Origin of the sequence: Rhizobium sp. NZLR8 (assembly GCF_019685025.1) — a bacterium.
Lineage (GTDB): Bacteria > Pseudomonadota > Alphaproteobacteria > Rhizobiales > Rhizobiaceae > Rhizobium.
In genome coordinates this window covers 37661-50341 of record NZ_JABDVY010000009.1, presented here as the reverse complement: position 1 = coordinate 50341, position 12681 = coordinate 37661, and the positions used below count along the sequence as shown (strand labels likewise).

The following is a 12681-nucleotide window of genomic DNA, read 5'->3' as shown; positions in this document are numbered from 1 at the left end:
CGCAATCTGAAAAAAGCCGGATTATGCGGGACAGATCGATCGTCGCACCTGCCGAATCGTCCGCTTTCGATCTCCGTCGCCACAGGGGCCGATCGAAAGCCTCTGGCAACGATTTCACAGTATGGTGCGCATTCGAACGGGGTCGTGACAGAAACCGCCCGGCAGGGGCGGTCATCATTCGGGGTCGGCTGTGACAATCTATCTGCCCATCGCAGAATTGTCGGTGAACATCTTCATCATTCTCGGCATGGGGGCGGCCGTCGGATTCCTGTCTGGAATGTTCGGCGTCGGTGGCGGCTTTCTGATCACGCCGCTGCTGATCTTCTACAATATCCCCCCGATCGTCGCGGTCGCAACCGGCGCCAACCAGGTGGTGGCGTCGTCGATCTCGGGTGCGATCACGCATTTCCGGCGCGGCACGCTCGACGTCAAGCTCGGCACGGTGCTTTTGGTCGGCGGCCTCTCGGGGGCGACGGTCGGCATCTGGATCTTCTCGCTGCTGCGCGCCATCGGCCAGCTCGATCTGATCATTTCGCTGATGTATGTCATCTTCCTCGGCACGGTCGGCGGGCTGATGCTGCTCGAAAGCATCAATGCCATGCGGCGGGCGGCGCGCAACGAGCCGCCGGCACCACGCAAGCCCGGCCACCAGCACTGGGTGCACAGACTGCCGCTGAAGGTGCGTTTCAAGAAATCGAAGGTCTTTCTCAGCGTCATTCCGATCGTTGCGCTCGGCTTTGCGATCGGCATCCTCACCTCGATCATGGGTGTCGGCGGCGGCTTCATCATGGTGCCGGCAATGATCTATCTGTTGCGCATCCCGACCAATGTCGTTGTCGGCACCTCGTTGTTCCAGATCATTTTCGTGACCGCCTATACGACGATCGTGCAGGCGGCGACGAACTTTTCCGTCGATATCGTGCTCGCCTTCATCCTGATGGTCGCAGGTGTCATCGGCGCGCAATACGGCGTGCGCGTCGGCCAGAAGCTGCGCGGCGAGCAGCTGCGCGCCCTGCTCGGCCTGCTGGTACTCGCCGTCGGCGTGCGTCTGGCGATCGCGCTGGTGGTGACGCCGGCCGACATCTATTCGGTGGTGATGGGAGCGGGCAACTGATGCGCCTGCTTGCCGCCGCCATCGCGCTTCTTTGTCTGCTGCCGGCGGCTGCCGGAGCGCAATGGCTGCCTGGGCAGGCAACCGAAGCGGTGCGTGAAGGGCTGGAAATCGGCACGTCGACCAGCGAAATCGCCATCACCTCGGATTTCCACGGCGCCGACCTGACGATCTTCGGGGCGCTCTCGAACACCGACCAGCTGCTGCTCGCCATCGGCCAATATGACGTGGTCGTGGTGCTGGAAGGCCCGCGCCAGGATGCGACGGTGCGCAAGAAGGAGCGCGTCTTCGGCATCTGGGTCAATACACGCTCGATGACCTTCGAGGCGGTGCCGCACTCCTACTCGATGTCGAGTTCGCGGATGATCGACGACCTGACGACGCCGCTCGAGCTGACCGATCAGGGGATCGGCATCGATCACATTCCGCTGACGCCGGTCGGCTTTGTCGGCGATGGCAGCAATCTCGGCGAATTCCGCGATGCCTTCCGGCGGCTGCAGCAGGGCGGCGGGTTCTACGACCGCAACCCGAGCGGCGTGCGCTTCGTTTCCTCCAACCTCTTCAAGGCGAGCCTGCGCCTGCCGGCAAACATTCCGAACGGCGTCCACACGGTGCGCGCCTATCTCTTCAAGAGCGGCAATCTTATCACCCAGGAATCGCTGCCGCTGCGCGTCATCAAAACCGGCATCGAGCAGACGATCACCGACGCCGCGCATGGTCAGCCGATCCTCTATGGCTTCGCGTCCGTGGCTCTTGCCGTCATCACCGGCTGGGGCGCCAGCCTGATCTTCCGCAGGGACTGATCTGCGATAAGACGCGGCATTCACGCGAATTTCTTCCTTGCAACGGCGGGCGGTCAAGCGGCCGCGTCGCGCCGATGCGGTCATTCTCACCGCTGAAAACCGCTTGCATATTGCTATCAGTTGCATTAGGTTTCAACCAGTTGTGATATGCAATCTGTTTTGATCGTGGCTGGCAAACCCGGAAGGAGGATGGAATGAGAAAGCTTGTCGTCTGGAACCTGATGACCCTCGACGGTTATTTCGAAGGCACGAAGCCGTGGGATATCGACTTCCACAATCTCGCCTGGGGACCCGAGCTGCAGCGCTTGGCCGAGCAATTCGGTGAAGAAGGCGATCTGCTGGTCTTTGGCCGCAAGACCTATGAGGGCATGGCCTCCTACTGGCCGACCGCCGAAAGCGAAGACAAGATCAAGGCCTATATGAACGGCATCGCCAAGATCGCCGTGTCGCGGACGATGACCGAGCCCGGCTGGAACAATGCCCGCGTCGTCAGCGATCCGATCCCCGAATTGACGAGGCTGAAACAAGAGGACGGCAAGACGATCTTCATCTTCGGCAGTGCCGAGCTTGCCGACAGCCTGCTGAAAGCCGGCCTCATCGATGAAGTCAGGATTTGCGTCGTGCCCGTCATTCTCGGCGGCGGCAACCCGCTTTTCAAGCCTGCAGGGGAGCAGGTCGCGCTAAAGCTCATCCAATCCTCAACGACGGAAAGTGGCGCAGTGATCTTGCGCTACCAGCCCGTCAAAGCGTAGCGGGTTAGACTATCTGATGACGACGGCGGTCCAATCTATGGCCGCATTCGGCTTTTCCTCCTCAAATCCCGCCTCTATCATCGTCGCCGAACAGAGGGCGACGGAGCATGGCAAAAGGCGCAGACCCACCGTTTGCGGAAGAACAAGATAAACGGCCGGCGGTGGGTGCACCGGTGGAGATCCGATGCAGCGACGGCGTGATGCTCGGCGGCCATCTCTGGACCTCGGGCGAAGCGAAGGCTCGCGCCAGCGTCATTATCAATCCGGCGACTGGCGTGCTTGGGCGTTATTATCATCGTTACGGCCACTTTCTCGCCGCTCACGGTTTCGACGTCCTGACCTATGACTACCGTGGCATCGGGCTTTCGCGGCCGGTGCGGCTCCGCGGCTGCGATTATCGCTGGCGGGAGTGGGGCGAACAGGATTTCGACGCGGCGCTGTGCTTCATGGACGGACGGGCAGACCAGCCGCTCTATGTCGTCGGCCACAGCATCGGCGGTTTTCTGCCGGGCCTCTCGGAACATGCCGGCCGGATCGACCGCATGCTGACGATGGGCGCCCAATATGCCTATTGGCGCGATTATGCGCCGGCGCGCCGGATGCGGCTGCTGATCAAATGGCACATCGTCATGCCTATGCTGACGGCGCTCTTCGGCTATTTTCCCGGCAAACGGCTCGGCTGGCTCGAGGATCTGCCGGCGGGCGTCGCCCATGAATGGAGCTTTCGCCGGGCGCGCATGGAGATGAGCCACCCGGCCGCGGAGCGGGACGAGGTGCTCAAACGTTTTGCCGCGGTGACCGCACCTATTCTTGCCGTCGCCATGTCGGACGACGAACTCGGGACCGTGCCGGCGATCCGTCGCACGCTTGCCTATTACCGCAACGCCAAGATCGACGAAGTGCTGCTGCAGCCCGCCGATCTCGGCTTCGAGGCGATCGGCCATTTCGGCCTGTTCCATGCACGCCATTCCGAGGGCTTCTGGCGCGATAGCGTCCTCTGGCTGCGCGACGGCATCCATCCCTGGCCGGCGCAGGCAGCTATCCAGGGAAGTTCGTATTCGACTAAAAACCGGTCCTTAACATTTACGAGTTAGTAATCTCTCGGAAACGAGAGGTTTTGTCATGCGTACTCGTATCGTTCTGACCGCCGTGGGTCTCGCACTGCTTGCCGGCTGCGCGACGGCACCGAAGCAGACGAGGAACATCTGTGCCGTCTTCGATGAGCGCGACGGGCTCTTCTCCAGCTGGCAGCGTGCAGCCGAGCGGACGGAGAAGAAATACGGCGTGCCGGTGCCGATCCTGATGGCGACGATGTATACCGAATCCGGCTTCCAGCCCTATGCGCGGCCGCCGCGCACCAAGCTGTTCGGCTTCATTCCCTGGACCCGGCCCTCAACCGCCTATGGTTATTCGCAGGCGCTCGACGGGACATGGGATCACTATCAGTCGCAGACCGGGAACTGGACAGCGCGGCGGGCAAACTTCGCCGACGCCATCGATTTCATCGGCTGGTATCACGCCCAGAACAGCGCGGAGACCGGCATTCCGCTGAACGACGCTTATAATCTCTATCTCGCCTATTATTCCGGCCCGACAGGATACAAACGCGGCGACTGGCGCTCGAACGGACAATTGCAGCAGACGGCGCAGAAATTTGCGCGGATGGCCGGGACGTATCAGCAGCAATTGCAGGAGTGTGATTGATTTCAGGGTGTGCCGTGTAAGTCCCGTATCCGAGACAGCAATCGCTACCCCCGCAAATTCCCGTATCTGACCGAATAGATCCGATCCCGGCCCAGCAGATGCGCCATCAGCGAAGATGTGTCGAACAGGCCCTTCATCGCCTGATGGGCGAGATCCAGGCCGCCGCTCATGACGCCGAAGGCCGGCATCAGGAGGCGGGCGCCATCGGTGGCGAAACACGGACGGCGGACGGATTTTTCGCGGCGGCGCACGGTCGCGGAGGGGTGCAGGTGGCCGGCGATTTCGCCGCTCTGCAAACCGCTCCGCGGCTCGTGGCGAAAGGTCAGTCCTGCATAATGCATCTCGTCGACCGAGGCGCCGGGCAGATCGACGACGCCGTCGGGATCGTGATTGCCATTGACCCAGATCCATTCGCGGCCGCGGGCCATGGCGACGATCAGCGCCCGGAAATTCTCCGGCAGATGCGCAGAACCGATGCGGTCGTGGAAATTGTCGCCGAGCGAGACGACGAGCTTCGGATCATAACGAGAAATGACGGCGGCAAGCACGGTCAGCGTCGCCAACGTATCATAAGGCGGCAGCATCATGCCGCGGCGGGCGAAGGCCGCGCCTTTTTCCAGATGCAGGTCGGAGACGACGAGCAGGCCGGCATCCGGCAGATAAAGCGCGCCGAGCGGGTCGCAGACGGCGGCAATGCCATGGACCGATGTCTCGATCCCCGGCATCGCGGTCTGTCCCGATATGTCGCGCGCAAGCGCCAGGCGGTTGATCACGGTCAATATTCCCAAACAAGTCTCAAGCGAGCGCCTCGGCGATCAGATCGTCGGCCGCTTCGGCGAGCAGCGCATCATGCGCCTCGCCTGGCACCGCTTCACGGCCGATTTCCAGCATCACCGGCACGGCGAGCGGGGAAATATGGTCGAGAGCGCGGTGGGTGATGTGGCCCCTGATTCGCCTCAGCATATCGCCAAGACGGCCAATATCCAAAAGTCCCGTCGCCGCATCCTGCCGCGTCGCCTGCAGCAGGATGTGATCCGGCTCGTGGCTGCGCAGCACGTCGTAGATCAGATCGGCCGAGACGGTGATCTGGCGGCCGCTCTTTTCCTTGCCCGGATGACGGCGCTCGATCAAGCCTGCAATCACGGCGCAATTGCGGAAGGTGCGCTTCAACAGGAAGGATTCGTCGAGCCAGGCTTCGAGATCGTCGCCAAGCATATCCTCGTCGAAGAGGTCGGAGAGGCTGAGCCTGCCATTGCCGATCATCAGTCCCATATCCTCGAGCCCCCAGACGGCCAGCGAATAATCGGTGGCGACGAAGCCGAGCGGCTTGGCGCCGGCCCGCTCCAGCCGGCGGGTGAGCAGCATGCCGAGCGTCTGGTGGGCGAGACGGCCTTCGAAGGGATAGGCGACCATATAGCCGCGGCTGCCGCGCGGGAAGGTTTCGATCAGGAACTCGTCGCGCTTCGGCAGCATCGACTTGTCTTTCTGCAGCGACAGCCAGTCGCGCACTTGATCCGGCAGTTGGCGCCAGCGGTGGGGGTCGGCGATCATCGCGCGCACCTGCTCGGCGAGATAGGTCGACAGCGGGAACTTGCCGCCATTGTAGGAGGGGATCTTCGGATCGAGCGAAAAGGCCTGCGATGCCAGGCATTCGTTTTCGCGGATGCCCTCGAAGCGCAGCACCTTGCCGGAGAAGACGAAAGTATCGCCCGGCGACAATTGCTCGAGGAAATATTCCTCGACCTTGCCCAGCGTGGCGCCGCCGCGGCCGATCCTGCCGCCCTCGCCGCGCTTGACCATGCGGATGTTCAGCATCGGGCTTTCGACGATGGTGCCGAGATTGAGGCGGTATTGCTGGGCGACGGCAGGATTGGAGACGCGCCAGCGGCCCTCCTTGGTCTTGCGGATGCGGGCATAACGCTCGTAGGTGCGGAGCGCATAACCGCCGGTCGCGACGAAATCGACGATGCGCTCGAAGGTTTCCCAGGTCAGATCGGCATAGGGCGAAGCGCTGATGATTTCATCGTAGAGTTCCAGCATGTCGAAAGGTTCGGCGCAGGCCATGCCGAGCACGTGCTGGGCGAGCACGTCGAGCGCGCCGCGGCCGACCGGCGGGGTGTCCTGGGCACCGATATAATTGGCGTCGAGGGCCGCCTGACACTCCATCACCTCGAAGCGGTTGGCCGGCACGAGGATCGCCTTCGACGGCTCGTCCATGCGGTGATTGGCGCGGCCGATGCGCTGGGCAAGCCGCGAGGCGCCCTTCGGCGCGCCGACATGGATGACGAGATCAACGTCGCCCCAGTCGATGCCGAGATCGAGGGTGGAGGTGGCAACGACGGCGCGCAGCCGGTTTTCGGCCATCGCCGCCTCGACCTTGCGGCGCTGGGCGACATCGAGCGAGCCGTGATGGAGGGCGATCGGCAGATTGTCGTCATTGATCGTCCAGAGCGCCTGGAACAGCATTTCCGCCTGGCTGCGGGTGTTGACGAACAGCAGTGTCGTTTTGTGTTCGACAAGCTTGTTGTAGACGTCGGGAATGGCATAGCGAGCGGAATGGCCGGCCCAGGGAATGCGCTCTTCGGTCGACAGGATCGAGATATCCGGTTTGGCGCCACCCTCGACGACGACGAGACCGGCATGATGCTCGCTGCTCTCCTGCCCGCTGCCCTCCTGTTGGGCGACCAGCCATTTCTGCAGATCCATCGGCTCGGCGACGGTCGCCGACAGGCCGATGGTCTGGAGGCCGGGGGCAAGGCGGCGCAGGCGGGCAAGGCCGAGCGACAGCATATGGCCGCGTTTGGAGGTGACGAGCGAATGCAACTCGTCGAGCACGACATATTTCAGGTCCTTGAAGAAGCGCTCGGCCTCGCGGTTGGCGAGAAGTAGCGCGACCTGTTCCGGTGTCGTCAGAAGAATATCCGGCGGGTTGAGCTTCTGGCGCTGGCGCTTGGCGTTCGGCGTGTCGCCGGTGCGGTTTTCGACGGTAACCGGCAGGCCCATCTCCTCGACCGGTTTCATCAGGTTGCGCTCGATATCGATGGCAAGCGCCTTCAGCGGCGAGACATAGAGCGTATGGATGCCGGTGAAGACGGAGCCTGGCGGAATCCGGCCGCGGCGGGTGAGATCGGTAAGCGACGGCAGAAAACCGGCGAGCGTCTTGCCGGCGCCGGTGGGCGCAATCAGCAGCGTGCTTTCACCGGCCTCGGCGCGGGCGAGCAATTCCAGCTGATGGGCGCGCGGCCGCCAGCCCTTTTCCGCAAACCAGCGGGTAAAGGCGGCAGGCAACAAAGCGCGGGCTTCGGCATCGATCTGGTCCACGCCCTGAAACTAGTGAAATCCTAAGGAAAAAGAAGAGCGGCAGCTTTTCACATGGCGATATAGCGGTCTTTGCGATGGTTGATGGCAATCGTGAGGTTGAGCACGACCGCGCCGAGCACGGAGCAGGCAATGATGAAGGGGCTGGCGACGAAGAAGGAGAGCGCCAGGATGATGCCGTCGAAGCCGAGCTGGACGAAACCGGCGCGCCAGCCGAAACGATCCTGAATATAGAGGGCGAGAATGCCGATGCCGCCGAGGCTGGCGCGGTGGCGAAAGAGCGCCAGCATGCCGGCGCCGATGACAAGACCGCCAAAGAGCGCCCCGGCGAAAGGATTGACATGGGCGATGCCGATGAATTCCGGGACGAATTCGGACAGGACCGATGTCAGGGCGATGGCGGCGAAGGTCTTGATGGTGAAGGCAAGACCCAAGCGGCGAAAGGCGAGATAATAGAAGGGCAGGTTCACCGCGAAGAAACAAAGGCCGAAGCTGATCCCGGTCGCATAATGCGCGAGGAAGGCAAGACCCGCCGTGCCGCCGGCGAGCAGCCCCGCGCCGGAGAGAAGCGAGACGCCAAGCACGGCGAGCATGCTACCGGCGACGATGCCCTGGGCGTCGTCGAACGGCGAGTGGCGATCGGCGCTGGTATTCAGAAGGCCTGCGAAGGCGTTGGATGCCATGATGTTCCCCTGTCGGCTTTCTCCGTTTCTATCCGGCGCCGGGAGAAAGGCAAACAGCGCCCTGTTGACAACCGGTATAATCATGGATATTTTTTATCCACGAATTGGAGAGATGCTTCGATGAAGATGAGCGATGGAGTCGAGCAGGCCATTCACAGCGTCGCGATGCTTGCCGGCCTCTCCGAAGGCGGCGTGCTTTCGGCCGCAGCACTGGCGGAGTTCCACGGCGTCTCGACGAGCTATCTGCTGAAACATCTGCAGGCGCTGTCAGGCGCCGGCATCCTCGATACCGTGCCGGGGCCGAAAGGCGGATACCGGCTGGCGAAGGCGGCCGAGGAGATCTCGCTGCTCGACATCCTGCTTGCGGTCGAGGGACAGGCGCCCGCTTTCCGCTGCGCCGAAATCCGCCAGCGCGGGCCGAACCCGGTCGCCGATCGCTTCTTCGCCAAGCCCTGCAACATCAGCGCGGCGATGCTCCGGGCCGAACGGGTCTATCGGACCGAACTCGCCAAGACCAGCATTGCCGACCTCGGCATCGAACTGACGGCCCTCGACGACGGATCGATCGCAGCCCGAGGCTGCGCCTTCCTTGAAATCCATGAACGCAAGACGGCTCGCTGAGCCATAACCAAGGAGAAGATCATGCAACCGCGTTTCAACTTCGCAAAAGCCGCCCCCGATGCCTACAAGGCGATCGTCGCGCTCGAGCAGTACGTCCAGTCCTCCGGGCTCGAGCGCCGCTTCATCCACCTGATCAAGCTGCGCGCTTCGCAGATCAACGGCTGCGCCTATTGCGTCGACATGCATGTGAAGGAAGCCCGCCATGATGGGCTCAGCGAGCAATGGATCAACCTGATGTGTGTCTGGCGGGAATCACCAGTTTATGACACCCGCGAACGGGCGCTGCTCGGCTGGGTCGACGCCGTGACCAACATTGCCAGAACCGGTGCACCGGATGCCGATTACGAGACGCTGAAGGCGCATTTTTCCGAGGAGGAAATGACGAAGATCACCGTGGCGATCGGCGCGATCAATATCTGGAACCGACTTGCCGTCGGCTTCCGCTCGCAGCATCCGATCGATGCCGCAGTCAAGGCAGCGTGATCAATTTCTGCTTAAGGGAACCATCCCGGCGACCGACCCGAAAATCTCGGGTCGGTTGAATATAAGGTCACTCGTAATTCGGAGTGGCCCGCACGGCAACGGCATCAGGCGATGGGCCTGAGAGGTCGATGCTATTGAAGAGGTCGCGGACAACTTTCGCGATTTCCTCTGCGGAAGCGCCCTTGGGGTATTCTTCCTGCATGCGGCGTCTTACAAGCTTTTCCAAATCTGACATAACTCACCTCATCAAATCCGGCGCGGGAAGAAGTGTCGCGTCATGGCTGAGCAGAGGCAAGTTACGTTTTGTTTAGAATGGCTTACCGATTTGTAATGTTAGAGTGCGATGTAGCGGTCGGCACGGTGGTTGATGGCGACGAAAAGGTTGAGGACGACGGCGCCGAGCACGGAATAGAAGACGACCGGCGGCGTGGTGACGAGGAAGGCGGCGGCGAGCACGCAGAGGTCGATGGCGAGCTGGACGAGGCCGGCGCGGATGCCGAAACGCTCCTGAACGTAGATACCGAGAATGCCGACGCCGCCGAGGCTGGCGCGGTGGCGATAGAGCGCCAGTACGCCGAAGCCGAGCAGCAGGCCGCCGAGAAGGGCCGCCCAGGCCGGATGGATGCTGGAAATGGAGAAGAAGCGCGACTGCACGTCGGCAAGCACCGAAGTCAGGCCGATGGCGATGAAGGTCTTGATCGTGAAACCCATGCCGAGACGCTTCCACGACAGCCAGAAGAACGGCAGGTTGAGCAGGAAGAAAGCAAGGCCGAAATTGACGCCGAAGGCATAATGCAAAAGGAAGGCCACGCCGGCCGTGCTGCCGGTAAGAAGCCCGGCGCTGGCGAGCACGTAGAGGCCGAGGGCTGCGACGAGGCTGCCGGAGAATATGCCCTGCACGTCTTCGATCGGGGCATGGCGCGTGGCGCTGGCATTCCAGAAGCCGCCAAGGGCATTGATGAGCTGTGTCATGTCGCCAGTCTCCACGGCAGACGAGTTCAAGAACACGCCGGAGAACACCGGGCGCGGCGAAATTTTGCGTAATGAAATGAGCTTGAGCGCCTTGGCGTTTATCGCTGGGCTCGCTGCCGATGCGGTGCAGTATCGGGTTTTTCAGTGAGCCGATCAAGCGAAATAGGTAAGCAATGCTGACCTATAAAAACATCGCAAGAAATGTTCGCTCACGCCGGCTTGCGCGTAAGAAACAGAATGCCGGCAACTGGTTTGCCGCCATCTTTGCGAATGACCGTCTTGGTGATTTTGAGGATTTCGAGGCCGTGACGGGCGAGCAGCTTCCGCACATAGGCTTCCGAATGGGCGTAACGCAGCGATGGCGCGAGATGAAAGCCGTCGCCCTCCCCCGCATCCTCGACGGAAAAGGCGATGTCGGCGCCGGCGGCGGCGAGGTCTTCGACGATGGCAAAGACGCTTTCGAGATTGCCGAGATACATCAGCACATCGGCTGCCGTCACCAGGTCGGCGCGATGTCGCGCCGCATCGGTAAACAGGCCGGAGAGATCGGGCGCGAGCGACAGATCGGCCTGGGCGAGACTGTCATAGACGTGTTTCTCGGCGGCCTTGGCCAGCATGTTCTGCGAGAGGTCGAAGCCTTCGAGACGGGTGACACGGCCATGGATTTCCGAGCCGAGCAGACCGGTGCCGCAGCCAAGATCGACGGCCAATTGGTAATGCCTGCCGGTGGAGTTAACGAGGGCTGCGAGCTTCTGCGGGACGCTGTAATCGAGTTTTTCGACCAGTGCCGATTCGAAACGGTCGGCATAGTCGTCGAACAGGCGCTCGACATAGCGGCTCGGCGGCCGGTCGGGTGTGGCGCTATCGCCGAGCAGGGCGAGCTTGAGTGCGGCGCCGAAAATGTCTTCGGGATCGAGGGCAAGCGTGCTGCGATAGGCCCCGATCGCGGCTTCCCCCTTGCCCGCCTTTTCGCGATAGGTGGCGAGGCGATACCAGCCGGCGGCCCAGCCGGGCACGAGTTCGAGCGCCTGCTCCATCAGCTCGGCCGCCGCCTCGGGCTCACCGCCTTCGTCGAGCATGCGGGCGTAATCGGCACGGCGGTCGGCGATGACATCGCCTGAGGAAAGCTGGTGGGGCTGCATAATTAGACCTGTTGACTTTTACGCATGTCGTTATCGCAAAACCGCTCCACACTTTTGCGCGACATGCGTTACAGCGCCGCGCGTCTTTTAAGACGCGCAAAGGACGCTGTAACACTTTCAATCCGCGCATCGTGCTTTCCGAAAATCGATTCCGATTTTCGGGCCGATGCGCCAGCCCGCATTTGGCTGCGGCCACAAAAAAACTCAAGTCCTATTTCACAGGCGAAGCGGCCAATCCCGGAAAGGGCTTGCGGGCGGTACGCCGCAACCTTATTCCAAGGGCAAACAGGAGATGGCGCATGTCCGATCAGGTGAACAAGTTCCTCGGCGATTCCTTCGCCCGCACATTGATAAAGCTTATCGTCGTGTCGCTGATCGTCGGTTTCGTCATGACAGTCTTCGGCCTGACGCCGTGGAACATCATCTATGGGTTCCGGGATTTCATCCTGGAAATCTGGCATCGGGGTTTCTCGGCGCTCGGGCGCGTCGGCGACTACCTCATCGTCGGGGCGACGATCGTCATCCCGCTCTTCGTCATCCTTCGCCTTTTCAGCTATCGCCGGTAACATGACATCGATCGACCTTTCCAGGCGCAGCCTGCTCATCCTTTCCGGACTCACGTTTGCCGCCGGCATCGCCGGCTGCACCACGACCCCGCACCTTGCCGGCACGCCGTCCAACGGCGAGGACGAAACGGCGAGCGTGCTGCCGCTCGTCAACCAGTTGAGGGCGAAGAACGGTCTGCCGCCGCTTAGCCCCGATCCGGCGGCGAGCACGGCTGCTCTCTTCCAGGCCAAACGCATGGCGAGTGCCGGCAAGATGGCGCATCTGATGGGGCTAACCGACAGTTTCGGGGCGCGGGTCAAGGCGAGCGGCGTCCAGCTGCCGGCGGCTGAAAATATCGCCGCCGGCCAGCAGAGCGTCGATGCCGTGGTGACGGCCTGGATCAACTCGCCGCATCATCTGGAAAACATGCTCGGGCGCTATGACGGCCTCGGCGTCGCCGTCGCCCATAATGTATCTTCCAGGAACCTGCCCTATTGGGCCATGGTGTTGTCCAGCTGAGGCGATTCGGCCTCGAGATAAGGCCAT

At 62.0% G+C, this 12681-nt stretch carries 16 protein-coding genes; 10 read left to right on the top strand and 6 right to left on the bottom strand.

Annotation, left to right across the window (positions count from 1 at the left end; genetic code table 11):
* Window positions 1–190: 190 nt before the first annotated feature.
* The 5 genes from HJB89_RS19895 to HJB89_RS19875 all read left to right on the top strand — a co-directional run bounded on the left by HJB89_RS19895 (window position 191) and on the right by HJB89_RS19875 (window position 4370).
* Complete coding sequence (locus HJB89_RS19895) at window positions 191–1114, top strand: sulfite exporter TauE/SafE family protein (RefSeq protein WP_221116127.1); 924 nt, start codon at window positions 191–193, stop codon at window positions 1112–1114.
* A complete protein-coding gene (locus tag HJB89_RS19890) occupies window positions 1114–1914 on the top strand; it encodes a TIGR02186 family protein (RefSeq protein WP_221133090.1) in 801 nt (266 codons plus the stop codon). The genes HJB89_RS19895 and HJB89_RS19890 overlap by 1 nt, the downstream gene beginning before the upstream one ends.
* A 194-nt stretch (window positions 1915–2108) precedes the next feature.
* Entirely contained in the window at window positions 2109–2666 is a 558-nt protein-coding gene (locus HJB89_RS19885) for a dihydrofolate reductase family protein (RefSeq protein ID WP_221133091.1), read from the top strand.
* A 107-nt stretch (window positions 2667–2773) separates the two neighbouring features.
* On the top strand, window positions 2774–3760 hold the full coding sequence (locus tag HJB89_RS19880; protein ID WP_221140366.1) for an alpha/beta fold hydrolase: 987 nt from the start codon (window positions 2774–2776) through the stop codon (window positions 3758–3760).
* Between the two features lie 28 nt (window positions 3761–3788).
* Window positions 3789–4370: a transglycosylase SLT domain-containing protein gene (locus tag HJB89_RS19875; protein ID WP_164006436.1), complete on the top strand. Its 582-nt coding sequence runs from the start codon at window positions 3789–3791 to the stop codon at window positions 4368–4370.
* A gap of 44 nt (window positions 4371–4414) precedes the next feature.
* Here HJB89_RS19875 and pdeM read toward each other — a convergent pair whose 3' ends face one another.
* From pdeM to HJB89_RS19860, 3 genes are read right to left on the bottom strand one after another with little or no spacing between them, the layout of a single operon-like run.
* Window positions 4415–5143 (bottom strand): ligase-associated DNA damage response endonuclease PdeM, encoded by a 729-nt coding sequence (gene pdeM / locus HJB89_RS19870; RefSeq protein WP_221133093.1) that lies wholly within the window; start codon window positions 5141–5143, stop codon window positions 4415–4417.
* Between the two features lie 22 nt (window positions 5144–5165).
* The gene (locus tag HJB89_RS19865) at window positions 5166–7691 is read right to left on the bottom strand and encodes a ligase-associated DNA damage response DEXH box helicase (RefSeq protein WP_221150429.1); all 2526 of its coding nucleotides are present in this window, start codon (window positions 7689–7691) and stop codon (window positions 5166–5168) included.
* Window positions 7692–7738: 47 nt separating this feature from the next.
* A complete protein-coding gene (locus HJB89_RS19860) occupies window positions 7739–8371 on the bottom strand; it encodes a YitT family protein (RefSeq protein WP_207582833.1) in 633 nt (210 codons plus the stop codon).
* 120 nt (window positions 8372–8491) lie between these two features.
* Between HJB89_RS19860 and HJB89_RS19855 the strand changes: the two genes are divergently transcribed.
* Window positions 8492–8992 carry an Rrf2 family transcriptional regulator gene (locus HJB89_RS19855; protein WP_207582832.1) on the top strand — a complete coding sequence of 167 codons (501 nt, stop codon included), beginning with the start codon at window positions 8492–8494 and terminating at the stop codon, window positions 8990–8992.
* 21 nt (window positions 8993–9013) lie between these two features.
* Entirely contained in the window at window positions 9014–9475 is a 462-nt protein-coding gene (locus HJB89_RS19850; RefSeq protein WP_221150428.1) for a carboxymuconolactone decarboxylase family protein, read from the top strand.
* 67 nt (window positions 9476–9542) lie between these two features.
* Here the strand turns inward: HJB89_RS19850 and HJB89_RS19845 are convergent, their stop codons facing one another.
* Together HJB89_RS19845 and HJB89_RS19840 are read right to left on the bottom strand one after the other, a co-directional pair.
* Window positions 9543–9710: a hypothetical protein gene (locus HJB89_RS19845; RefSeq protein WP_221150505.1), complete on the bottom strand. Its 168-nt coding sequence runs from the start codon at window positions 9708–9710 to the stop codon at window positions 9543–9545.
* Window positions 9711–9808: 98 nt separating this feature from the next.
* Window positions 9809–10447 carry a YitT family protein gene (locus HJB89_RS19840; RefSeq protein WP_207582830.1) on the bottom strand — a complete coding sequence of 213 codons (639 nt, stop codon included), beginning with the start codon at window positions 10445–10447 and terminating at the stop codon, window positions 9809–9811.
* On the opposite strand from HJB89_RS19840, the gene HJB89_RS19835 reads away from it, so the two are divergent.
* The gene (locus HJB89_RS19835; RefSeq protein ID WP_207582829.1) at window positions 10446–10595 is read left to right on the top strand and encodes a hypothetical protein; all 150 of its coding nucleotides are present in this window, start codon (window positions 10446–10448) and stop codon (window positions 10593–10595) included. The genes HJB89_RS19840 and HJB89_RS19835 overlap by 2 nt on opposite strands.
* A 61-nt stretch (window positions 10596–10656) precedes the next feature.
* Here the strand turns inward: HJB89_RS19835 and HJB89_RS19830 are convergent, their stop codons facing one another.
* The gene (locus tag HJB89_RS19830; protein ID WP_207582828.1) at window positions 10657–11589 is read right to left on the bottom strand and encodes a class I SAM-dependent methyltransferase; all 933 of its coding nucleotides are present in this window, start codon (window positions 11587–11589) and stop codon (window positions 10657–10659) included.
* Window positions 11590–11888: 299 nt separating this feature from the next.
* Between HJB89_RS19830 and HJB89_RS19825 the strand changes: the two genes are divergently transcribed.
* Window positions 11889–12155 carry a DUF6460 domain-containing protein gene (locus HJB89_RS19825; protein ID WP_221116130.1) on the top strand — a complete coding sequence of 89 codons (267 nt, stop codon included), beginning with the start codon at window positions 11889–11891 and terminating at the stop codon, window positions 12153–12155.
* A 1-nt stretch (window position 12156) separates the two neighbouring features.
* Window positions 12157–12654, top strand: a complete 498-nt coding sequence (locus tag HJB89_RS19820; RefSeq protein ID WP_207582827.1) for a CAP domain-containing protein — start codon at window positions 12157–12159, stop codon at window positions 12652–12654.
* Window positions 12655–12681 lie beyond the last annotated feature (27 nt).